The organism is Delftia sp. PE138 (genome assembly GCF_018320755.1).
In the GTDB taxonomy this organism is placed as follows: Bacteria; Pseudomonadota; Gammaproteobacteria; order Burkholderiales; family Burkholderiaceae_C; genus Comamonas; species Comamonas tsuruhatensis.
The window spans coordinates 1,926,151-1,946,953 of sequence record NZ_JABEPN010000001.1 but is presented as its reverse complement, the minus strand read 5'-3'; the positions used below and the strand labels follow the sequence as shown (position 1 = coordinate 1,946,953).

The following is a 20,803-nucleotide window of genomic DNA, read 5'->3' as shown; positions in this document are numbered from 1 at the left end:
CACAGGCAGACATGAGCGGACATCAGCGGACATAAGCAGACATCAGAACGATCACCTGGAGACAAGACATGACAATCCCTGCCCGTTTCAATCCGTGGGCGCGCCGGCGCCTGCTGGCCTGTTCCTTCACCTGCGCACTGGCCGGCATGGCCGCCGCGACCGTCGCGACCGTGGCGTTGGCGCCCGCGCCCGTGCTGGCGCAGCCGGCGGCCTGGCCGGCCCGGCCCGTGCGGCTCGTGGTGGGCTATGCGGCCGGTGGCGCCACCGACGTGATCGCACGCCTGGTGGCCGCCCGGATGGGCGAGCAGCTGGGCCAGAGCGTGGTGGTGGACAACCGCACGGGCGCCAACAGCAATGTGGGCGCCGAGGCCGTGGCGCGGGCGCCTGCGGACGGCTACACGCTGTATGTCTACACCATTGCCAACACCATCAATGCCTCGCTCTACCCCCGGCTCGGCTATGACCCGGTCAAGGACTTCGAGCCCATCGGCCTGATCGCCAAGATTCCCAACATCCTCGTGGTCAACCCGCGCCTGCCCATACAGAACGTGGCCGACTATGTGCGCCATGCCCGGCAGAGTGCGCAGGGCATCAGCTTCGCCTCGTCGGGCAGCGGCTCGTCGATCCACCTGTCGGGCGAGATGTTCCGTCAGCTGTCGGGCCTGCGCATGCTGCACGTGCCCTACCGGGGCAGCGCACCGGCCATCACCGACCTGCTGGGCGGGCAGGTGGATTCCATGTTCGACAACGCGCCCTCGGCCCTGCCCCACGTGCAGGCCGGCAAGCTGCGCGCGATCGCCATCACCAGCGCCCGGCGCTCGGCGCTGCTGCCCGATGTGCCCACGCTGGCGGAGTCGGGCTATGCGGGCTTCGACGTGCAGTCGTGGTTCGGCCTGGCCGCCCCTGCGGGCACGCCGCCCGCCGTGATCGAGCGCCTGAACCATGCCCTGAACACCGCCCTGGCCGCACCCGAGCTGCGCCAGCGCCTGGGCGAGATGGCCGCCACGCCCGAGCCCGGCACCCCGGCGCAGATGCGCAGCTTTGCGGCGTCGGAGATCAGGCGCTGGCGCGAGGTGGTCAAGGCCTCGGGCGCCACCGCCCAGTAGTTCGGCACACGTTCGGCAAAAGCTCGACACAACCGCCCCACAAGGAGACGACCCCCATGCAACCCATTGATTTTTTCTGGCGCGCGGCCGAGCGCTGGCCGCAGCGCATCGCCATCGACGCACCGGGCGGCTGCATCCGCTATGACGCGCTGGCCCGCAAGGTGGCCGCGCTGGCGGCCGGCCTGCAGGCGCTGGAGCCCGCCGTGCAAAGCCGCGTGGGCATCTGCGCGGGCAACAGCGCAGACCATATCGCCGCCCTGCTGGCGGTGATGGCCAGCGGCAAGGTCTGGGTGCCGCTCAATCCCAAGAGCACGCAGTCCGAGGTGCGCCGCATCATCGATGCCACCGAGCCTTCCATCGTGCTGTGCGATGCGGGTGGCGCTGCACTGGTGCAAGGGGCGCCGGGCATCCACCTGGTGCTGGGCGAGGGCACGGCGGCGCTGGAGCAGGCGCAGACCGGCGCTTTGCCTGTGATGCCCGACCTGCCCGCCGATGCCATCCAGGCCATCAAGTTCACGGGTGGCACCACGGGCCTGCCCAAGGGCGTGATGCAGCCCTGCCGCGCCTGGATGGCCGGCATTGCCAACCAGATCCAAGCCTGGGGGTTCGATGAGCATGACCGCTACGTCATGGCCGCGCCCATCACGCATGGCACGTCCACCTACCTGCTGCCCATCCTGGCGCAGGGCGGCTGCCATGTGCTGCTGGATGGTGCGGGTGCCGAGGCCGTGCGCAGCGCCTTTGCCCTGCGCGGCGGCACCGTGTGCTTCATGCCGCCTACCCTGATCTACATGCTGATGGCGCTGCCGGGCGCCAGCCGTGCGGACTTCCCCGGCCTGCGCCGCCTCATCTACGGCGGCGCCGCCATGCCGCCCGAGAAAATCCGCCAGGTGCGCGCCTTCTTCGGCCCCGTGCTGGCCACCACCTATGGCCAGACCGAGGCTCCGCAGATCCTCACGGCCATGCGGCCCGAGGACTTCGAGGACGAAGGCCTGTGGACCTCCGTGGGCCGGGCCACCTGGTTCAGCGACCTGGCCATCATGGCGCCCGACGGCCGCCTGCTGCCCCGGGGCGAGGTGGGCGAGGTCGTGGCGCGCGGCGATCTGCTGATGAGCGGCTACTGGCGCCTGCCCGGCAAGACGGCCGAGACCCTGGTGAACGGCTGGCTGCACACGGGGGACCGGGGCCTGATCGATGCGCAGGGCTACCTGCACCTCAAGGACCGGCTGAAGGACCTGGTCATCACGGGCGGCTTCAACGTCTATCCCGTGGATGTGGAAAACGCCCTGGGCCAGCACCCGGCCGTGCACGAGTGCGTGGTCTTCGGCATCCCCGACGACCACTGGGGCGAGGCCGTGCAGGCCGCCGTGCAATTGCGCGCCGAACTGCGCCCCGACCAGCGCCCGGACGAGGCCGAGCTGATCGCCTTCGTGCGCCAGCGCCTGGGCCCCGTGCAGACACCCAAGCGCATCCACTTTCACGCCAGCCTGCCGCGCTCGCCCGTGGGCAAGCTGCTCAAGACGGCCGTGCGCGAGCTCGCGCTGGCGCCCCGCTGATCCCGCACACCATCACAAGGAGACCCTGGCCATGGCAACCCCCCAACCCCCCGTCACCCGCCTGTGCACCCACACCCTCACCAGCCTGCATTACCGCGATGCCGACCTGGTCGAGGACCTGATGGGCAAGAAGACCTTCACCGAGGTGATGCTGATGCAGATCCTGGGCCGCACGCCGCGCCCCGTGGACCTGCGCATCGCCGATGTGGTGCTCATCGTGCTCATGGAGCATGGCCTCACGCCCAGCGCCATCGCCACGCGCCTCATCTACATGAGCGCGCCCGAGAACCTGCAGGGCGCCGTCTCGGCAGGCCTGCTGGCCGTGGGCAGCTCCTTCGTGGGCACCATGGAGAACTGCGCCGCGCTGCTCGACCGCATTGCCGCCGCCGCCGACCCCGAGGCCGAGGCCCGCGCCATCGCCCAGCACCACAAGGCGTTGAAAAGCCCCGTGCCCGGCTTCGGCCACCACCTGCACAAGCCCGTGGACCCGCGCGCCTACAAGCTGCTGGACATGGGCCGTGCCGAACCCGAACTGGCGGGCAGCAGAATCCGCGCGCTCGAAACCCTGTCCGCCGCCGTGGACGCCGCGGCGGGCCGGCCCATCACCATCAATGCCACGGGGGCTGTGGCCGCCCTGCTGGGCGAGATCGGCGTGCCCACAGCCGTGATGCGCGGCTTTGCCGTCATCTCGCGGGCCGCCGGGCTGGTGGCGCATGTGGTGGAGGAGCAGCAAAGCCCGTCGGGCCGGTTCATCTGGGAAACGGTGGAGGAAGCCATCCCCTACGCGGGGCATGCAGTTTCCGCGAACGCTGCGTGAAGCAATGACCGATGGACCACCGCGCGCCATGCCGCGAGCATGGAGTCCATGCAACAAACCCATGGATTGTCCGGCGCCCTCGACGGCCTGCGCGTGGTGGACCTGTCTCGCATCCTGGCGGGACCCTGGTGCACCCAGAACCTTGCCGACCTGGGCGCATCGGTACTCAAGATCGAGCGTCCCGGCACGGGCGACGACACGCGCGCCTGGGGCCCGCCCTTCGTGCAGGCGCCCGGTGGCGAGGCCGTGTCGGCCTACTTCCTGTCCTGCAACCGCGGCAAGCAGTCGGTGGCGCTGGACTTCACCGAGCCGGCCTCGCATGCCTGGCTGCTGCGCCAGATCCGCGATGCCGACGTGCTGGTGGAAAACTACAAGGCCGGCGCGCTGGCGCGCCACGGGCTGGACTACGCGGCGCTGGCCGCCATCAACCCCGGGCTGATCTACCTGTCGATCACGGGCTTCGGCCAGAGCGGCCCGTTTGCGCACAAGCCCGGCTACGACTATGTGTTCCAGGGGCTGGGCGGCCTCATGGGCTACACGGGCGTGGCCGATGGCGAGGAGGGAGCGGGCCCGCTGCGCACGGGCGTGGCCGTGGTGGACCTGATGACGGGCATGTATGCCACCAGCGCCGTGCTGGCGGCCGTGGTGCAGCGCCAGCGCACGGGGCGCGGCCAGCACATCGACCTGGCGCTGCTGGACGTGGCCGTGGCCATGAATGCCAACCAGGCGGCCAACTACCTGGTCAGCGGCGAGAACCCGCGCCGCACGGGCAACGCCCATCCCAATTGCGCGCCCTACGAGGTGTTTGCCTGCGAAGACGGCCATTTCATCCTGGCCATCGGCAATGACGGGCAGTTCGCCGCCCTGTGCTCCGTGCTGGGCACGGACTGGCACCTGGACGCGCGCTTTGCCACCAATGCCGCGCGCCTGACCGGCATGGCGCAGCTGCGCCCGCTGCTGCGCGCGGCGCTGGGCCGCTGGCCGCTGCAGGCCCTGACCGATGCGCTGGACACCGCCCAGGTGCCCTGGGGCTGCATCAACACCATGGAACAGGTCTTCGCCCATCCGCAGGTTCGGCACCGCCAGATGCTGCAGACGGTGGAGCACCCGCAGCTGGGCACGCTGAAGCTGGTGCGCAACCCCATGGTGCCGGCCGGCAGCGGCGCCCAGGTGCCGCCGCCGCCCGTGCTCGGTGCGGCGCCGCAGGACCTCTGAATCCCTAGACATCGACAAGCCAAGAAGGAGACAAGGATGACGAAACGCATGAAAGCACTGAAGGCCGCCGTGGCAGCCGCCGCGCTGGCGGGGATGCCGCTGGCATATGCAGCAGGGGCAGGAAGCTATCCCGAGCGGCCCGTACGCCTGGTCGTGCCCTATGCGGTGGGCGGCGCCACCGATGTGATCGCGCGCGTGGCGGCGCGCTACCTGGGCGAGGCGCTGGGCCAGGCCGTGGTGGTGGAAAACCGCCCCGGCGCGGGCGGCAGCACGGGTTCGGCCTATGCGGCCAAGCAGCCGGCCGACGGCTACACCCTGGTGATGATGGTGGAGAGCTCGCATGCCGTGAACCCCAACGTCTACGCCAAGCCCGCGTATGACCCGGTGAAGGACTTCACCCCCATCACCAACATCGCCAACGTGCCGGGCGTGATGGTGGTCAGCGCAGGCTCGGCCTACAAGAGCGCCAGGGACGTCAGCGACGCGGCGCGCGCCGCGCCGGGCAAGCTCAACTACGGCTCCTCGGGCAATGGCGGGCTCAGCCACCTGAGCGGTGCGCTGTTCGGCAGCACCACGGGCACCACCCTCACCCATGTGCCCTACAAGGGCCTGGGGCCGGCGCTCAACGACCTGATGGCGGGGCAGCTCGATGTGGTGTTCGACAACATGCCGTCTTCCGGTGCGCTGATCGCGGGCGGCCAGCTGCGTGCGCTGGCCGTGTCCAGCCCCGTGCGCCTGCCGGCCCTGCCGGGCGTGCCCACCTATGCCGAGGCCGGGCTCAAGCCCATGAACGACATGTCCTGGTACGGCCTGGGCGCGCCTGCCAGGCTCGATCCCGCCATTCTTGCCAGGCTCAGCGAAGCCATGCGCAAGACCTTGCAAAAGCCCGAGCTGATCAAGACCATAGAGCAGCAGGGCGCCGTCGTGGACTTCCAGGAGCCTGCGCAGTTCAGGCAGACGGTGGAGCGCTCCAACCGCGCCTGGTCCCAGCTGATCCGCGACATCGGATTCGAGAAACTTTGAGGAGATCTGCCGTGCATGCACAAGTGACCTTTCCCACCCCGCAGACCGCCGTACTCACCATCACCGGCGGCGGGCCGCTGAACATCCTGGGCACGCCCGTGATCCGCGCGCTGACCGCGCAATTGGCCGAACTGGCCGAGCGCCCCGATCTGCACTGCCTGGTGCTGCGCGGATCGGGCACGCGCGCCTTCGTGGCGGGGGCCGATATCCGCGAGATGGCGTCGCTCAACGCCGCCTCGGCACGCGCCTTCATCAGCGGGCTGCGCGACCTGTGCAACGCGGTGCGGCATTTCCCCGTGCCCGTGATCGCCCGGCTGCAGGGCCATACGCTGGGCGGCGGGCTGGAGCTGGCCATGGCGGCCGACCTGCGCATCGCGGCCGATGATGCCGTGGTGGGCATGCCCGAGGTCAAGGTCGGCATTCCCTCGGTGATCCACGCGGCCATGATGCCCGCGCAGATCGGCGGCACGCGCGCCAGCTGGCTGCTGCTCACGGGCGAGAACATCGGCGCCCTGCAGGCCGAGCGCTGGGGCCTGCTCAACGAATGCGTGCCCGGCGACCAGCTCGATGCGCGCATCGCGCAGATTGCCGAGGGGCTGGGCGGGATCGGCATCGAGGCGCTGCGCCAGCAAAAGCGCCTGCTGCGCCGCTGGGAAGGCATGGGCGTGGACTCGGCCATCACCGACAGCGTGGCCGAGTTCGGCGCGGCCTTCAACACGGGCGAGCCGCAGCACCACATGAATGCCTTCCTGGAGCGCAAGCAGGCCAAGGCCCAGGCCCAGCCCCAGCCCTGAACCTAGGCCTTGTCGGCCAGCCCTTTCAGAAAGCTGCGCAGCCGCTGCGCGGTGGGCGTCAGCGGCCGTTCGCTGGAGCGCACCAGCTGCAGCGGGCGCCGTGCCCAGGTTTCCTCCAGCGGCAGGCAGGCCACCGCATGCGCGGTGCCGAGCCTGCGGTAGATGCTGTGCGGAATGATGGCCAGGCCCACGCCCTGCGAGACCAGCCGCACGATGGAGGTGAAATCGTCCACGTGGATGCGGCAGCGCAGCGGCCGGCCATGGCGCTTGGCCAGCTCGCGCAGAAAGGCGTAGTTGCTGCTGGTCAGCGCCATGCCCACGAAGGCATGGGACAGGGTGTCGAAGAACCGGCAGGAAGGGCCTTCGCCGTCCTCTTGCCTCTCGACCGGCTGGGGCACCAGCGGATGGCCGGGCGGGGCGATCACCACCAGGCGGTCCAGCGCAAAGGTCTCGCAGGCCACGGCGCCCGCCATGGGCTCGCCCGCGTAGACGCCCAGGTCGGCCTCGCCCTCGGCCACGCTGGCGGCAATCGTCTCGCTGGTCTGCTCCACCAGGGTGAGGTTCACCTCGGGAAAGGCGGTCAGGAACTCGCCGATGTGCGGGCCGATGAAGCCGTGCAGCGAGGAGCTGTTGGCCGCCAGCGTCACCTTGCCCTGCAGGCTGCTGCCCAGCAGGGCGGCCTCGGCCTCCATGCCGTCGATGGCGGCGAACACGCCGCGCGCATGCTCGAGCATGGCGTGGCCTTCCTCGGTCAGCCGCATGCCCTTGTGCTCGCGCGTGAACAGCTGGCAGCCCAGGGCCTGCTCCAGATTGCGCAGGCGCTGGCTGGCGGCCGAGGGCGTCAGGTGCCGCGCCTGGCTGGCACGCGAGAGATTGCCGGCCTGGGCGATGGCCAGGAACAGCTTCAGATCGGTCAGGTCGTAGCGCATGCGGGCGTTTCCTAGGGAGCAGGAGGGCCATTATTCCTGCTGGCGCAGGGCTGCAAAGCCCGTGGCGCGCAGCCTTTGAAGGGCGCTGGGATAATCGCTGCCATGACTAAACACCGCGTCGTGGTGGGCCTGTCGGGCGGTGTGGACTCCGCTGTCACGGCCCATCTCCTCAAGCAACAGGGCCATGAAGTGGTCGGCATCTTCATGAAGAACTGGGAAGATGACGACGACAGCGAATACTGCTCGTCCAATGTCGATTTCGTCGATGCCGCCGCCGTGGCCGACGTGGTCGGCATCGAGATCGAGCATGTGAACTTCGCCTCCGAGTACAAGGACCGCGTCTTCGCCGAGTTCCTGCGCGAGTACCAGGCCGGCCGCACGCCCAACCCCGATGTGCTGTGCAATGCCGAGATCAAGTTCAAGGCCTTCCTGGACCACGCCATGCGCCTGGGCGCCGAGAAGATCGCCACGGGCCACTACGCCCGCGTGCGCCAGAACCCCGGCACGCAGCTGTTCGAGCTGCTCAAGGGACTGGACCCGGCCAAGGACCAGAGCTACTTCCTGCACCGCCTCAACCAGGCCCAGCTGTCCAAGGCCATGTTCCCCGTGGGCGAGCTGAAGAAGACCGAGGTGCGCCGCATTGCCGAGGAGATCGGCCTGCCCAACGCGAAGAAGAAGGACTCCACGGGCATCTGCTTCATCGGCGAGCGGCCGTTCCGCGACTTCCTGAACCGCTACATCAGCAAGGAGCCTGGCAACATCCTCGACGACCGCAACCGCAAGCTGGGCAAGCATGTGGGCCTGTCGTTCTACACGCTGGGCCAGCGCTCGGGCCTGGGCATCGGCGGCGTCAAGGAAAAGGGCGCGCCGCGCGGCGGCGGCGACCATGAGCCCTGGTTCGTGGCGCGCAAGGAGCTGGATACCAACACGCTGCGCGTGGTGCAGGGCCATGACCACCCCTGGCTGCTGTCGCAGTCGCTGCTGGCCGACCAGGTCAGCTGGGTGGCCGGCCACGCGCCCGCCGAGGGCAAGGCCTACGGCTCCAAGACGCGCTACCGCCAGCCCGACTCGCCGGCCCTGATCTCGGGCGCCACGCCCGAGGGCTTCCGGCTGGATTTCCCCGAGCCGCAATGGGCCGTCACGCCCGGCCAGTCGGCCGTGCTCTACGACGGCGACGTGTGCCTGGGCGGCGGCATCATCGCGGCGGTGGATCCGCACCTGATGCAGCACTGACGCGGCACTGATGCGGCATTGATGCCGGGCAGGATTCGGCCCGTCGCGTTTTGCTATCGTCACGGGGGGCGGCACAACCGCCCCTTTTTCTTTTTCCTTTTGTTCTTCACGACAGCACCACAGGAGACCCCATGGCTTCATCGATTCTTGCGCGCCGGCATTTTCTGGGAGCGGCCCTGGGCGCCGTGGCCACGGCCGGATGCAACGGCGAGGTGTCCTGGGGCGACCCCATCGATCCGCCCGTGACGGACCGCGTCAAGCGTGCGCTCGATCAACTCGACGGCCAGGTGCGCGCGCAGATGCGGCGCACGGGCGTGCCCGGCGTGGCCGTGGCGGTCGTGCATGAAGGGCGCCTGGTCTATGCCCAGGGCATGGGCGTGCGCCGTCTGGGCTCGTTGCTGGCCGTGGATGCGGACACGGTGTTCCAGCTCGCCTCCGTCTCCAAGTCCGTGGGCGCCACCGTGGTGGCGCAGCAGGTGGGCCAGCGCCGCGTGTCCTGGGACACGCGCGTGCAGCAGGGCCTGCCCTGGTGGACGCTGGAGGACGCGGATGCCGCCCAGCGCATCACCGTGGGCGACATGTATGCCCACCGCTCGGGCCTGCCCGGCCAGGCCGGCGATGCGCTGGAGGAGCTGGGCTACAGCCAGCGCCAGATCCTGGAGCGCCTGCGCTACCTGCCGCTGCGGCCCGTGGGCACCCAGTACGCCTACAGCAACTTCGGCCTGACCACGGGTGCCGAGGCGGTGGCCGCCATCGCAGGCCAGTCCTGGGCGGCGCTATCGCAGCAGGCCGTCTACGGCCCGCTGGGCATGACCCAGACCAGCTCGCTGTTTGCCGATTTCGAGGCGCGCGCCAACCGCGCGGCCGGCCACCTGCGCGTCAATGGCGTGTGGCAGACGGGGCCGGTGCGCCGGCCCGATGCGCAGTCGGCCGCCGGCGGCGTCAGCTCCACGGTGCGCGACATGGCGCGCTGGATGACCATGCTGCTGGACGAGGGCCGCTTCGAGGGCCGCCAGGTGGTCGATGCGCAGGCGCTGCGCACGGCGCTGTCGCCGCAGATGCTGCAGTCGCCGGCCGGCAACGGCGAGCCTGCGCGCTACTACGGCTTCGGCTTCAACGTGGGCGTGTCCGAGGCGGGGCGCACCACCTACAGCCACTCGGGTGCCTTCGGCACGGGCAGCGCGACCAGCTTCACCGTCATGCCCGAGCTCAAGCTGGGCATCGTGGTGCTGACCAACGGCATGCCCATCGGCGTGCCCGAGATCGTGGTCTCGCAGTTCCTGGACCAGGTCGAATGGGGCCGCCAGCGCCAGGACTGGGAGAGCATCTGGACCAAGCGGCTGGCACCCATCATGCAGCCGCATGGCGAGCTGGCAGGCAAGACCCGGCCCCCTTTCCCGCGCCCGCCCCGGCCGCTGGGCGCCTATGTGGGCAGCTACGCCAACCGCTTCTACGGACCGGCCCAGGTCAGCCTGCAGACGGGTGGTGGGGGGCTGCAGGTCAGCCTGGGTTCGCAGCGCATGCTGCTCAGCCACTGGGATGGCGAGGTCTTCAGCTTCGTGCCCGAGGGCGATTCGCCGGGCAGCCTGTCCAAGGCCACGTTCGACGGCAACCAGCTCACGCTGGAGTATTTCGACGATGTGCTGACCCCGGCCGGCGTCAGTGCGGGGATAGGGCGCTTTTCGCGCTGAGGGTGGCCTGCTCCGTGCCGTCGTGCAGGTGATCGCCGGGCACGGGCAGCCAGGCGGCCAGCACGGTGGCACCGGGCTCCGAATCCATGTCCAGATGGCCGCCCAGGCGCTGCAGGCGCGCCTGCATGCTGCGCAGGCCCACGCCCATGCCGGCCTGCTGCACGGCGGCCACGTCAAAGCCTGCGCCGTCGTCGGTGATGCGCAGCATCAGCCAATGCGGCTCGGGCCACTGCAGCTGCACCTGCACGCACTGGGCACGGCTGTGCTTGATCACATTGGCCAGCGCTTCCTCCAGCACGCGCGTCAGCGCCAGGCACTGCAGCGCACCGGGCGGCTGCGGCCAGGCGGCAGGCACCTGCCAGTCGGACTGCATGTCCAGCGCGTCGAACAGGCTGGCAAAGCGGTGGCGCAGCGGCACGATCCAGGCCTGGGGCGTGTCCGGCACGGTGACGGAGACGCTGGTGCCGCTGTCGATCATCTGGCGCAGGTCGTCGCGCAGCAGCTTGAGCACGGACAGGAACTGGCGGTTGTGCATGGGGCCGCCCGCCTGTTCCACCATGGCGATGGAGCGCACCAGGGAGCCGCCCAGGCTGTCGTGCAGGTCGTGCGCCAGCTGCATCCGTTCCTGCAGCCGCGAGTGGCTGAGCGCCAGCGCATGCTCGCGCGCCAGCGTGCCGCCAAGCTCGTCGCAGGCACGCGCCACGCTGTCGGTCAGCTCCTGGTTGAACTGTTCGATGCGGCGCATGCTGAGCACGAACTGCCGGCCCAGCACCATGGACAGGGCCAGCATGGTCAGCGGCGCGGTATAGGGCATCCAGGGCGTGGCGGGGCCGATCACCTTCTTGAGCGCCAGCATGTCGTGCAGGCCCGCGCACAGGAAGACCAGCAGGCAGGCCGCGTAGACCAGGTGGCCCGGCTCCCGCGTGCGCCAGGCGTGCAGCGGAAAGTGCAGCGACACGGCCACGCAGATGCCGAAGTACACCAGGCCGATGTGCAGCACGCCGTCCACCAGCGACCAGGGCGCGAAGATGGCGGCGGCCATGCCGGCCAGCGTCAGCGCCCACAGCAGCTTTTCCAGCCGGGGCAGGTGCAGTTTTCCGAAGCGCCAGGTGAACAGGCAAAAGCTCTGGCCGAACAGCAAAAAGACCAGCAGGTTGCCGCGTGCCACGGCCAGGGTGTCGGGGAAGGGCCAGGCCTCGGTGGCCAGGATATTGGCCAGGAACAGCGCCCAGCAGAAGGCATTGAGCGCGTACCAGCCAAAGGCCTTGCTGGCGCGCCGCTGCAGCCAGGCAAAGGCGAACAGCACGCCCAGCACCAGCGAGACCACGATGTTCATGGCAAACAGCGTGCGCTGGTTCCACCAGGTCTGCGCGTGCCACTGGCGCAGCGCCTCGGGCTCGCCCAGGCGCACCTCGCCCAGGCCGGGCGTCTGCTCGGCCAGGCCGTGCACGCGTATCCACACGCTGTTGGTGCCCGCATGCAGGGCGGATTCGGGCAGCAGCCAAAAGCGCGGCATGTTCCAGCTGCGCGACAGGGGCTCGACCAGGTGCCGGTCGCGCCACAGCAGGTCGCCGTTCACGAAGACCTCGCCGGCCATGACCATGGAGTGCAGGGCCAGCGCCACGGGATCGGCGGCGGCGGGAGCGGTGGCAGCGGCGTGAGCGCAGCCGCGCTGCCAGTCGATGCGGTACCAGACGGCGCCGCTGTAGCCGGGCCAGCGGTCCAGCCAGTGGTCGGGCAGGGTCACGTTGTGCCAGTCGCGTACCGCACTGGCGATGGGCGGCGGTCCCAGGCCTGCGGCCTTGGCGGACTGGATGGACAGGACCTGCGGCAGGCAGGCCTGGGCCAAGGCGCAGCTACTGCACAGGAGAACCGCCAGGCCCTGGGCGAGGCCCAGGGCCTGGCACCGCACCGGGCCGAACCACCGGCGCCACCCGCCCATGGCCGTCAGCCCAGCAGTCCGCGCACGCGTGCCGTGTTGACGGCGCGCGTGCGCGAGGACACGGCCAGCTTGCGGTAGATGTGCTTGATGTGGCATTCCACCGTGTAGCGCGACAGGTGCAGCTGCTCGGCGATCTCGCGGTTGGTCAGGCCATCGGCCACCAGGCGCAGGATCTGGCTTTCGCGCGCGCTCAGCGTGGACTCGGTGCCGCTGCTCTCCGGCGTGGCCGGTGCCGCGCCCTGCAGCTCGGCGATCACGCGGCGCGCGATGAAGGGGTCGATGGGGGCGCCGCCGCGCAGCACGCTGCGGATGGACAGCGACACTTCCAGGTCGTCGCGCTCCTTGAGCACATAGCCGGTGGCGCCTGCGCGCAGCGCCGCGAGGATGGCGTCCTCCGTGCTCCAGGCCGAGATCACCAGGATGCCCACGGCCGGGTCTGCGCTGCGCATCTCGGCGATCAGGTCGATGCCGCTGCCGTCGGGCAGGCCCAGGTCCACCAGGGCCAGGGCCACGGGCTCGGCCAGGCAGGCGCGCGCCTGGGCCAGGGAGCCTGCGAACAGCAGGGCATCGGGCGTGTAGCCCAGCTGGCCCAGCACGGACTGCAGCCGCTGGCGGATCAGCGGCTCGTCCTCCACCACCAGCACCGGGGCCGGAAGCGTGGACTCTGGGACAAGCAGGTGGGCGGGCATGGAAAAGGCGTGCGCAGCGGCGGGCGTAAAAAGGGGCAGGATGGCCGCCCGACTGTGGGCGAAGCCCGCATCTTTGCATATCCCTGAAAACTGGTAATCGCGGGGGCGCGCGCCGCTGCGCCGTCCATAATTCCGGCCCGGGCCGCACGGGCGGACCCTGGCAACGACACCTACCGAAAGGACGCCGCCGCATGGCACGCGTACGTGACCCTGCTGGCTACGATGGCCAGCGTGAAATGATCCTCTCCCACGCCGCCCAGCTGTTCGCGCAGCGCGGCTATGCGGGCACCTCCATGAACGAGGTGGCTGCGGCCTGCGGCGTCTCCAAGGCCACGCTCTACCACTATGTGCTCGACAAGCACGACCTGGCCGTGCGCATTGCCGAAGAGCATGTGCTGCGCCTCGAAGCCCTGGTCAACGACACCCTGCAGGCCCATGCCGATCCCGAGCAGCGCCTGCATGCGCTGATCCGCGGCTTCGGCCAGGAGTACGCCCAGGCCCAGAATGCCCACCGCGTGCTGACCGAGGACGTGCGCTTCCTGCGCGAGCAAGACCAGCAGCGCATCCTGGACGTGGAGCGCCGCGTGGTCGCCGCCTTTGCGCAGACCATTGCCCAGGTGCGCGGCGAGCCCGCCGACAGCGCCCTGGGCAAGCCCCTGGCCATGCTGCTGTTCGGCATGATCAACTGGACCTTCACCTGGCTCAAGCCGGGCGGCACGCTGGACCATGACGCCATAGGCACCATGGTGTCCCAGCTGTTCTTCGGCGGCGTGCGCGCGGTCAGCGTGCCGGACGGCAAGAAGCCGCGCAAGGCCCGCCAGGCCTAGGCTCGGCCCGGCCCCTCACCACCTGCGCTGCACGACCACGAAGCGGTCGGCCACGAAGGCCAGCGTGGTGTAGCTGGCATTGGCCGCGGGATTGCCGCCCGTGGCATGGAAGTCCGAGAAGCCTGCCGACTGGTTGACCATCACGCCCTGCGTGAGGTTGATGGACAGGGCCACGCGCGAGCGCAGCGCCGAGGCCGCCACGGCATCGACGAAGGCCGCATCCGTGGAGTACAGGCCCAGCGTCATCGCGCCATGCGCGCGCACGCTGCGCTCGGCCAGCTCGCGCGCGGCCTGGGCCGAGGGCACGGCCACCAGGTAGGAGACGGGGCCGAAGCATTCGCGCTCGTAGATGGCGGCGTCCGCCACGTCCAGCGCGCGCAGCGCGGGCGTGCGCACCTCGGCCTGCGGGTACTCGGGATGGGTGAGCTTTTGCGAGGCGCGCACGGCGCGGCCCACGGTGGCGGCCTGTTCCACGCGCTCCACGGTCTGGTCAGAGCCTATGGCGCCCAGCACGGTGAAGGCCACCTTGGGATCGGCCAGCAACTGGTCGATGGCGGCGGCCAGATCGGCGCCGACCTGCTCGAAGCTCTTGTGGCCCTGGTCAGTCTCTATGCCGCCGGCCGGAATCAGCAGGTTCTGCGTGGTGGTGCACATCTGGCCGCTGTACAGCGACAGTGACAGGGCCAGATTGCGCAGCATGCCTGCGTAGGCATCGGTGGACTCGATCACCACCAGGTTCACGCCGGCCATCTCGGCATACAGGCGTGCTTGCGAAGCGTTGGACTGCAGCCACTGGCCGAAGGCATTGCCGCCCGTGAAGTCGATGGAGGCCACGGCCGCGTGCGTGGCCAGGGCCTGGGTCAATTCGGGCTTGTCGCTCACGGCCAGGGTCACGAGGTTGGGGTCCAGACCCTGCTCGGTCAGCACATCGCGCAGCACGCTCACGGTGAGCGCGGCCGGCAGCACGGCGTTGGGGTGGGGCTTGACGATCACGGGGTTGCCCGTGGCCAGCGCGGCGAACAGGCCCGGGTAGGTGTTCCAGGTCGGGAAGGTGGCGCAGCCGATGACCAGGGCCACGCCACGCCCCACGATCTCGAAGCGCTTGTGCAGCACGGCGGGCGCATGCTTGCCCTGGGGCTTTTCCCAGACGGCCTCGGCAGGCACGTCGGCCATGGCCTTCCAGGCCACGGCAATGGCTTCCAGGGCGCGGTCCTGGGCATGGGGGCCGCCGGCCTGGAAGGCCATCATCGCGCCCTGGCCCGTGGTCAGCATCACGGCATGCGCAATCTCGAAGCTGCGCTGGTGGATGCGCGTCAGCGCCTCCAGCAGCACGCCGGTGCGGCCCTGGGGTCCCAGCGCCTGCCATGCGGGCTCGGCCGCCTGGGAGGCATCCACCAGCGCCTGGGCATCGCACTCGGGGTAGCGGATGTCCAGGGCCACGCCATAGGGCGACTGCTCGGTGGCCACGCGGGCGCGTTCACCGGGCTGGCGCAGCGGATAGTCCTTGCCGAACAGCGCCTGCACGGCGGCGTGGCCCTGGGCCTGGGCGGTCTCGCCATACACCTTGGGCGAGGGCGCCTCGGGGAAGGGCGACCAGTGGCCCCGGCGGGACAGGGCCTGCAGCGCGTCGTCGAGCAGGGGGCGGTGGCGTTCGTAGAGGGCGTGGGCGGGCATGGGATGTCTCCTGGGTTGGAATGTGGCGTCGCTATCAGGGTTAGTACCGGACAACAAGCCTTGTTGCTCAAGAAAGCTGCATCTTATAATCCTACCGTCCGGTCGGTCAATTATTCTGAACCCCTTGCCTCACGACGCCAGAACCCCGATGAACAAAGACCTGCGCCCCGCCCCCGGCGACCTCGACCCCATCGAAACCGCCAGCCGCGACGAGATCGCCTCGTTGCAGCTGCAGCGCCTGCGCTGGTCGCTGCAGCATGCCTACGACCATGTGCCGCATTACCGCCGCGCCTTCGATGAGAAGGGCGTTCATCCGTCCGACCTGCGCACGCTGTCCGACCTGGCCCGCTTTCCCTTCACCACCAAGAAGGACCTGCGCGAGAACTATCCGTTCGGCATGTTCGCCGTGCCGCGCCAGAAGGTGGCGCGCGTGCATGCCTCCTCGGGCACCACGGGCAAGCCCACGGTCGTGGGCTACACGTTGAATGACATCGACAACTGGGCGAACCTGGTGGCGCGCTCCATCCGCGCGGCGGGCGGGCGGCCCGGCGACATGGTGCATGTGGCCTACGGCTACGGCCTGTTCACGGGCGGCCTGGGCGCGCACTACGGTGCCGAGCGCGCGGGCTGCACCGTGGTGCCCATGTCGGGCGGGCAGACCGAAAAGCAGGTGCAGCTGATCCAGGATTTCCGGCCCGACATCATCATGGTCACGCCCAGCTACATGCAGGTGATCGTGGAGGAGATGCAGCGCCAGGGGATGGACCCGCGCGAGAGCTCTTTGCGGATCGGCATCTTCGGCGCCGAGCCCTGGACCGAGGCCATGCGCCGCGAGATCGAGGGCAAGGCGGGGCTGGATGCCGTGGACATCTACGGCCTGTCCGAAGTCATGGGCCCGGGCGTGGCCAGCGAATGCGTGGAGAGCAAGGACGGGCCGGTGATCTGGGAAGACCATTTCTATCCCGAGATCATCGACCCCGACACGGGCGAGGTGCTGCCCGACGGCAGCGAGGGGGAGCTGGTCTTCACGTCGCTGTCCAAGGAAGCCATGCCCATCGTGCGATACCGCACGCGGGACCTGACGCGGCTGCTGGCGCCGACTTCGCGCAGCTTCCGGCGCATGGGCAAGATCGTGGGGCGCAGCGACGACATGATGATCATCCGCGGCGTCAACGTCTTTCCGACCCAGATCGAGGAAATCGTGCTGGCCAATGCCAGCCTCACGGGCCTGTACCAGATGCACATCAGCCGTGAAGGCCTGCTGGACACCGTCGAGGTGCACTGCGAGCTGCAGCCGCAGCGGCGCGGCCTGGGCGATGCCGAGCGCGGCGAGATCGCGCAGTGGGTGCAGCAGCGCATCAAGACCCTGGTGGGCATTTCCACGGCGGTGCGCGTCTTCGATCCCGACACCATCGAGCGCACGCAGACCGGCAAGGCCCGGCGCGTGTACGACAGGCGGCCGCGTTGAGGCACCGCCGGCCGTCGTCAACCATTTCACTGAAGGAGATCGCACATGTACACCCAGGCCATGGACACCATGGGCAAGGAAGCGGGCGATGGCGGCAAGGCCGTGCGCTCGGCCGACGAAATGCGCCTGCAGCAGCGCTTTGACGAGCGCATCGATGCCGGCGAATTCATCGAGGCCAAGGACTGGATGCCCGACAACTACCGCAAGACGCTGCTGCGCCAGATCAGCCAGCATGCGCACAGCGAGATCGTCGGCATGCTGCCCGAGGGCAACTGGATCAGCCGCGCACCCACGCTCAAGCGCAAGGCCATCCTGCTGGCCAAGGTGCAGGACGAGGGCGGCCATGGCCTGTACCTCTACGCGGCCGCCGAGACGCTGGGCAGCAGCCGCGACCAGATGCTGCACGCGCTGCACACGGGCAAGGCCAAGTACAGCTCCATCTTCAACTACCCCACGCTGACCTGGGCCGACATGGGCACCATCGGCTGGCTGGTGGACGGCGCGGCCATCATGAACCAGGTGCCCATCTGCCGCTGCTCCTATGCACCCTATGCGCGTGCCATGGTGCGTATCTGCCGCGAGGAGAGCTTTCACCAGCGCCAGGGCTACGAGGCGCTGCTGACCATGATGCAGCAGGGCACCGAGGCGCAGAAGGCCATGGTGCAGGACGCCGTCAACCGCTGGTGGTGGCCGTCCATCATGATGTTCGGCCCGCCCGACGACCAGTCTCCCAACAGCGCGCAGTCCATGCGCTGGGGCATCAAGCGCATCTCCAACGACGCGCTGCGCCAGAAGTTCATCGACGCCACGGTGGACCAGGCCAAGGTGCTGGGCGTGACCCTGCCCGACCCCGACCTGAAATGGAACGAGGCCCGCCAGGCCCATGACCATGGCCCCATCGACTGGGACGAGTTCTGGCGCGTGATCGCCGGAGACGGCCCCTGCAACCGCGAGCGCCTGGGCGCCCGCGTCAAGGCCTGGGACGAAGGCGCCTGGGTGCGCGAGGCCGCCCTGGCCCATGCCCGCAAGCAGACACAGAGAAACCAGACCCGCAAGGAGGCCGCATGACCACCGCCGAACAGAACATCACCAACGAATGGCCGCTGTGGGAAGTCTTCGTCCGCAGCAAGGCCGGCCTGGACCACAAGCACTGCGGCAGCCTGCATGCGGCCGACCCGCAGATGGCGCTGCAGATGGCGCGCGATGTCTACACGCGGCGCCAGGAGGGCGTGAGCGTCTGGGTGGTGCGCTCGGACCAGATCGTGGCCAGCGACCCCGGCGACAAGGACATGTTCTTCGACCCGGCCCAGGACAAGGTCTACCGCCATCCGACCTTCTACCAGCTGCCGCCCTCGGTGGACCACATGTGAGCGGGGTGCAGCCATGACCGCCTCCGCCTCCTCCATCTCCATCGACGCCCGCCCCGAGGTGCAGTACCTGCTGCGCCTGGGCGATACCTGCCTGATCCTGGCCCAGCGCCTGGGCCAGTGGTGCGGCCACGCGCCCATCCTCGAAGAGGACATCGCCATGACCAACATGGCGCTGGACCTGGTCGGCCAGGCGCGTGCGCTGCTCACGCGCGCCGGCCAGCTCGAAGGCCGCGCGCACGACGAGGACCAGCTCGCCTTTCTGCGCGACGAGCGCGACTACTTCAACGCCACGCTGGCCGAGCTGCCGCGCGGCGACTTCGCCTTCACCGTGCTGCGCAACGCCATGGCTGCCACCTGGCTGCGCCTGATGTGGGAGCGTCTGGTGCACTCCAGCGACGCCGAGCTGGCCGCCATCGCCGCCAAGGCGCTCAAGGAAGCGCGCTACCACGAGCAGCACGCGGGCGACTGGGTGGTGCGCCTGGGCGACGGCACCGAGGAATCGCGCCAGCGCATGGAGGCGGCGCTGGCCCAGCTGTGGCGCTATGCGGCCGAGCTGTTCACCGACGACGCCACGGACGCCGCCGCGCGCGCCAGCGGCCTGGGCCCGGCCTGGTCCGAGCTGCGCGAGCCCTGGCAGGCCGAAATGGCCGCCCTGCTGCAGGAGGCCACGCTGGACATGCCGGCCGAATCCGCCTTCCGCAGCACGGGCCGCAACGGCGTGCACAGCGAGCACATGGGCTTCATCCTGGCCGAGATGCAGCACCTGCAGCGCGCCTATCCGGGCGGGGTGTGGTGATGGCTGCCGCACGGCTGGTGGCCGTCACATCCGCCTCGGCCGAGCGCGAGCGCCTGGCCTGGGCCGCGCTGCAGGACGTGCCCGATCCCGAGGTGCCCGTGATCTCGGTCTGCGAGCTGGGCATCGTGCGCGAGGTCCATGCCCTGCCCGAAGGCCAGGGCATGGAGATCGTGCTCACGCCCACCTACTCGGGCTGCCCCGCCACCGAGGTCATAGAGCGCAGCGTGCTCGATGCCATCGAGGCCGCGGGCCTGGGCCCCGCGCGCGCCGTGCTGCGCCGCGCCCCCGCCTGGACCACGGACTGGATCAGCGACGACGGCCGGCGCAAGCTGCGCGAGTACGGCATCGCGCCGCCCGGACGCTGTGGCGACTCCGGCCTGCCGGAAGGCACCTCGCCCATCCGCCTGGTGCGCCGCCGCCAGGGCATCGCCGCGCCCGAGCCCGTTGCCTGCCCGCACTGCGGCAGCGCGCACACCGAACGGCTTTCGGCCTTCGGCGCCACGGCCTGCAAGGCCCTGCACCGCTGCCTGGACTGCCGCGAACCCTTCGAACACTTCAAGCCGATATGACCACGACCACGATGTTCCACCCGCTGCGCGTGCGCAGCATTGCGCCCGACACGGCCGAGGCCGTGGTCGTCTCCTTCGACGTGCCCCCCGCGCTGCGCGAGGTCTTCGGCTTCACCCAGGGCCAGTACCTCACCCTGCGCCACCAGATCGACGGCCAGGACCTGCGCCGCAGCTACTCCATCTGCGCAGGCGTGGATGACGGCGAGCTGCGCGTGGGCGTGCGCAAGGTGCGCGGCGGCCAGTTCTCCAACTGGATCAACGAGCATCTGCGCCCCGGCGACACACTGCAGGTCATGGCGCCCCAGGGCCGCTTCTTCGTGCCCATCGAGCCCGGGGCCGCGCGCCACCATGTGGGCATCGCCGGCGGCAGCGGCATCACGCCCATCCTGTCCATCATGAAGACCGTGCTGGCGCGCGAGCCCGCCAGCCGCTTCACGCTGATCTACGGCAACCGCCAGCTGCAGTCCACCATGTTCAAGGAGGAGATCGAGGACCTCAAGAACCGCTACATGTCGCGGCTGTCGCTGCAGCATGTGTTCTCGGACGAGCACACCGACCTGCCGCTGAACATGGGCGTGATGGACCGAGCCAAGATCGCCGAATTCCTGCAGGGCGTGGTGCCGGCCGCGCACATCGACCATGCCTACATCTGCGGCCCCTTCCAGATGAACGACGAGGCCGAGGCCGCCCTGCTGGCCGCCGGCGTGGCCGAGGAGCGCATCCACATCGAGCGCTTCGGCGTGGCCCTGCCGGCCGCAGGCCAGGGCACGGTGGGCGCCGTGGTGCACGAGGCCCAGCCCGGCGACGCCGCCACCGCCCGCATCACCCTGGTGCGCGACGGCCTCTCGCGCGAGATCCCCTTTACGCGCGGCCAGGCCAGCATCCTGGATGCGGCCTCCTCGGCCGGGCTGGAAGTGCCCTATTCCTGCACCTCGGGCGTCTGCGGCACCTGCCGCGCCAAGGTGGTCGAGGGCGAGGTGCGCATGGAGCGCAACTTTGCCCTCGACAAGAACGAGGTCGCCTGCGGCTTTGTCCTGACCTGCCAGGCGCATCCGCTGACCGAGCGCGTGGTGCTGTCGTTCGATGAGCGGTGAGGGCGCCTGC

19 protein-coding genes are annotated in these 20,803 nt (G+C 69.7%); 15 read left to right on the top strand and 4 right to left on the bottom strand.

Going from position 1 to position 20,803, the window contains the following annotated elements:
* Positions 1–68: 68 nt before the first annotated feature.
* Genes HFGMBDPB_RS08805 through HFGMBDPB_RS08780 form a run of 6 tightly spaced genes read left to right on the top strand, consistent with a single transcriptional unit; the run spans position 69 to position 6,511 of the window.
* The gene (locus HFGMBDPB_RS08805; RefSeq protein WP_212645232.1) at positions 69–1,106 is read left to right on the top strand and encodes a tripartite tricarboxylate transporter substrate binding protein; all 1,038 of its coding nucleotides are present in this window, start codon (positions 69–71) and stop codon (positions 1,104–1,106) included.
* A gap of 56 nt (positions 1,107–1,162) precedes the next feature.
* On the top strand, positions 1,163–2,662 hold the full coding sequence (locus tag HFGMBDPB_RS08800) for a class I adenylate-forming enzyme family protein (RefSeq protein WP_212645231.1): 1,500 nt from the start codon (positions 1,163–1,165) through the stop codon (positions 2,660–2,662).
* Positions 2,663–2,693: 31 nt separating this feature from the next.
* Entirely contained in the window at positions 2,694–3,479 is a 786-nt protein-coding gene (locus tag HFGMBDPB_RS08795) for a citryl-CoA lyase (RefSeq protein WP_212645230.1), read from the top strand.
* 48 nt (positions 3,480–3,527) lie between these two features.
* On the top strand, positions 3,528–4,694 hold the full coding sequence (locus tag HFGMBDPB_RS08790) for a CaiB/BaiF CoA transferase family protein (protein ID WP_198406388.1): 1,167 nt from the start codon (positions 3,528–3,530) through the stop codon (positions 4,692–4,694).
* Positions 4,695–4,730: 36 nt separating this feature from the next.
* Positions 4,731–5,717: a Bug family tripartite tricarboxylate transporter substrate binding protein gene (locus tag HFGMBDPB_RS08785; protein WP_212645229.1), complete on the top strand. Its 987-nt coding sequence runs from the start codon at positions 4,731–4,733 to the stop codon at positions 5,715–5,717.
* Positions 5,718–5,728: 11 nt separating this feature from the next.
* Positions 5,729–6,511, top strand: a complete 783-nt coding sequence (locus tag HFGMBDPB_RS08780; protein WP_013804640.1) for an enoyl-CoA hydratase — start codon at positions 5,729–5,731, stop codon at positions 6,509–6,511.
* Between the two features lie 2 nt (positions 6,512–6,513).
* Here the strand turns inward: HFGMBDPB_RS08780 and HFGMBDPB_RS08775 are convergent, their stop codons facing one another.
* Positions 6,514–7,440 (bottom strand): LysR family transcriptional regulator, encoded by a 927-nt coding sequence (locus HFGMBDPB_RS08775; protein WP_212645228.1) that lies wholly within the window; start codon positions 7,438–7,440, stop codon positions 6,514–6,516.
* Between the two features lie 102 nt (positions 7,441–7,542).
* Between HFGMBDPB_RS08775 and mnmA the strand changes: the two genes are divergently transcribed.
* Together mnmA and HFGMBDPB_RS08765 are read left to right on the top strand one after the other, a co-directional pair.
* On the top strand, positions 7,543–8,673 hold the full coding sequence (gene mnmA / locus HFGMBDPB_RS08770) for a tRNA 2-thiouridine(34) synthase MnmA (RefSeq protein ID WP_061289047.1): 1,131 nt from the start codon (positions 7,543–7,545) through the stop codon (positions 8,671–8,673).
* A 131-nt stretch (positions 8,674–8,804) separates the two neighbouring features.
* A complete protein-coding gene (locus HFGMBDPB_RS08765) occupies positions 8,805–10,364 on the top strand; it encodes a serine hydrolase (protein WP_212645227.1) in 1,560 nt (519 codons plus the stop codon).
* Here the strand turns inward: HFGMBDPB_RS08765 and HFGMBDPB_RS08760 are convergent.
* Both HFGMBDPB_RS08760 and HFGMBDPB_RS08755 read right to left on the bottom strand, forming a co-directional pair.
* Positions 10,333–12,306 (bottom strand): sensor histidine kinase, encoded by a 1,974-nt coding sequence (locus HFGMBDPB_RS08760; RefSeq protein ID WP_212645226.1) that lies wholly within the window; start codon positions 12,304–12,306, stop codon positions 10,333–10,335. The genes HFGMBDPB_RS08765 and HFGMBDPB_RS08760 overlap by 32 nt on opposite strands.
* 5 nt (positions 12,307–12,311) lie before the next feature.
* Entirely contained in the window at positions 12,312–12,995 is a 684-nt protein-coding gene (locus HFGMBDPB_RS08755) for a LuxR C-terminal-related transcriptional regulator (protein WP_013804635.1), read from the bottom strand.
* Positions 12,996–13,186: 191 nt separating this feature from the next.
* Between HFGMBDPB_RS08755 and HFGMBDPB_RS08750 the strand changes: the two genes are divergently transcribed.
* The gene (locus HFGMBDPB_RS08750) at positions 13,187–13,822 is read left to right on the top strand and encodes a TetR/AcrR family transcriptional regulator (protein ID WP_209799385.1); all 636 of its coding nucleotides are present in this window, start codon (positions 13,187–13,189) and stop codon (positions 13,820–13,822) included.
* A gap of 15 nt (positions 13,823–13,837) precedes the next feature.
* On the opposite strand, the gene paaN is transcribed toward HFGMBDPB_RS08750, so the two are convergent.
* Positions 13,838–15,496: a phenylacetic acid degradation protein PaaN gene (gene paaN, locus HFGMBDPB_RS08745; protein ID WP_212645225.1), complete on the bottom strand. Its 1,659-nt coding sequence runs from the start codon at positions 15,494–15,496 to the stop codon at positions 13,838–13,840.
* Positions 15,497–15,644: 148 nt separating this feature from the next.
* On the opposite strand from paaN, the gene paaK reads away from it, so the two are divergent.
* The 6 genes from paaK to paaE are packed head-to-tail and all read left to right on the top strand — an operon-like array spanning position 15,645 to position 20,793.
* Complete coding sequence (paaK, locus tag HFGMBDPB_RS08740) at positions 15,645–16,964, top strand: phenylacetate--CoA ligase PaaK (protein ID WP_212645224.1); 1,320 nt, start codon at positions 15,645–15,647, stop codon at positions 16,962–16,964.
* 45 nt (positions 16,965–17,009) lie between these two features.
* Positions 17,010–18,032, top strand: a complete 1,023-nt coding sequence (gene paaA, locus HFGMBDPB_RS08735) for a 1,2-phenylacetyl-CoA epoxidase subunit PaaA (protein WP_012202742.1) — start codon at positions 17,010–17,012, stop codon at positions 18,030–18,032.
* Positions 18,029–18,334 (top strand): 1,2-phenylacetyl-CoA epoxidase subunit PaaB, encoded by a 306-nt coding sequence (gene paaB, locus HFGMBDPB_RS08730; RefSeq protein ID WP_013804631.1) that lies wholly within the window; start codon positions 18,029–18,031, stop codon positions 18,332–18,334. The genes paaA and paaB overlap by 4 nt, the downstream gene beginning before the upstream one ends.
* A gap of 13 nt (positions 18,335–18,347) precedes the next feature.
* Positions 18,348–19,130 (top strand): 1,2-phenylacetyl-CoA epoxidase subunit PaaC, encoded by a 783-nt coding sequence (gene paaC, locus HFGMBDPB_RS08725; RefSeq protein ID WP_016449339.1) that lies wholly within the window; start codon positions 18,348–18,350, stop codon positions 19,128–19,130.
* Positions 19,130–19,699, top strand: a complete 570-nt coding sequence (gene paaD, locus HFGMBDPB_RS08720) for a 1,2-phenylacetyl-CoA epoxidase subunit PaaD (RefSeq protein WP_212645223.1) — start codon at positions 19,130–19,132, stop codon at positions 19,697–19,699. The genes paaC and paaD overlap by 1 nt, the downstream gene beginning before the upstream one ends.
* The gene (gene paaE, locus HFGMBDPB_RS08715) at positions 19,696–20,793 is read left to right on the top strand and encodes a 1,2-phenylacetyl-CoA epoxidase subunit PaaE (RefSeq protein WP_212645222.1); all 1,098 of its coding nucleotides are present in this window, start codon (positions 19,696–19,698) and stop codon (positions 20,791–20,793) included. The genes paaD and paaE overlap by 4 nt, the downstream gene beginning before the upstream one ends.
* The last annotated feature ends 10 nt before the right edge of the window (positions 20,794–20,803 follow it).

Excerpts from the sequence above, each read along its gene's own strand:
- paaD (WP_212645223.1), top strand. The coding sequence starts at position 19,130 with ATGGCTGCCGCACGGCTGGTGGCCGTCACATCCGCCTCGGCCGAGCGC.
- HFGMBDPB_RS08765 (WP_212645227.1), top strand. The coding sequence starts at position 8,805 with ATGGCTTCATCGATTCTTGCGCGCCGGCATTTTCTGGGAGCGGCCCTG.
- HFGMBDPB_RS08785 (WP_212645229.1), top strand. The coding sequence starts at position 4,731 with ATGACGAAACGCATGAAAGCACTGAAGGCCGCCGTGGCAGCCGCCGCG.
- HFGMBDPB_RS08800 (WP_212645231.1), top strand. The coding sequence starts at position 1,163 with ATGCAACCCATTGATTTTTTCTGGCGCGCGGCCGAGCGCTGGCCGCAG.
- paaA (WP_012202742.1), top strand. The coding sequence starts at position 17,010 with ATGTACACCCAGGCCATGGACACCATGGGCAAGGAAGCGGGCGATGGC.
- HFGMBDPB_RS08760 (WP_212645226.1), bottom strand. The coding sequence starts at position 12,306 with ATGGGCGGGTGGCGCCGGTGGTTCGGCCCGGTGCGGTGCCAGGCCCTG.
- HFGMBDPB_RS08750 (WP_209799385.1), top strand. The coding sequence starts at position 13,187 with ATGGCACGCGTACGTGACCCTGCTGGCTACGATGGCCAGCGTGAAATG.
- HFGMBDPB_RS08790 (WP_198406388.1), top strand. The coding sequence starts at position 3,528 with ATGCAACAAACCCATGGATTGTCCGGCGCCCTCGACGGCCTGCGCGTG.
- paaK (WP_212645224.1), top strand. The coding sequence starts at position 15,645 with ATGAACAAAGACCTGCGCCCCGCCCCCGGCGACCTCGACCCCATCGAA.
- paaE (WP_212645222.1), top strand. The coding sequence starts at position 19,696 with ATGACCACGACCACGATGTTCCACCCGCTGCGCGTGCGCAGCATTGCG.
- HFGMBDPB_RS08755 (WP_013804635.1), bottom strand. The coding sequence starts at position 12,995 with ATGCCCGCCCACCTGCTTGTCCCAGAGTCCACGCTTCCGGCCCCGGTG.
- mnmA (WP_061289047.1), top strand. The coding sequence starts at position 7,543 with ATGACTAAACACCGCGTCGTGGTGGGCCTGTCGGGCGGTGTGGACTCC.
- paaB (WP_013804631.1), top strand. The coding sequence starts at position 18,029 with ATGACCACCGCCGAACAGAACATCACCAACGAATGGCCGCTGTGGGAA.
- HFGMBDPB_RS08795 (WP_212645230.1), top strand. The coding sequence starts at position 2,694 with ATGGCAACCCCCCAACCCCCCGTCACCCGCCTGTGCACCCACACCCTC.
- paaC (WP_016449339.1), top strand. The coding sequence starts at position 18,348 with ATGACCGCCTCCGCCTCCTCCATCTCCATCGACGCCCGCCCCGAGGTG.
- paaN (WP_212645225.1), bottom strand. The coding sequence starts at position 15,496 with ATGCCCGCCCACGCCCTCTACGAACGCCACCGCCCCCTGCTCGACGAC.
- HFGMBDPB_RS08775 (WP_212645228.1), bottom strand. The coding sequence starts at position 7,440 with ATGCGCTACGACCTGACCGATCTGAAGCTGTTCCTGGCCATCGCCCAG.
- HFGMBDPB_RS08805 (WP_212645232.1), top strand. The coding sequence starts at position 69 with ATGACAATCCCTGCCCGTTTCAATCCGTGGGCGCGCCGGCGCCTGCTG.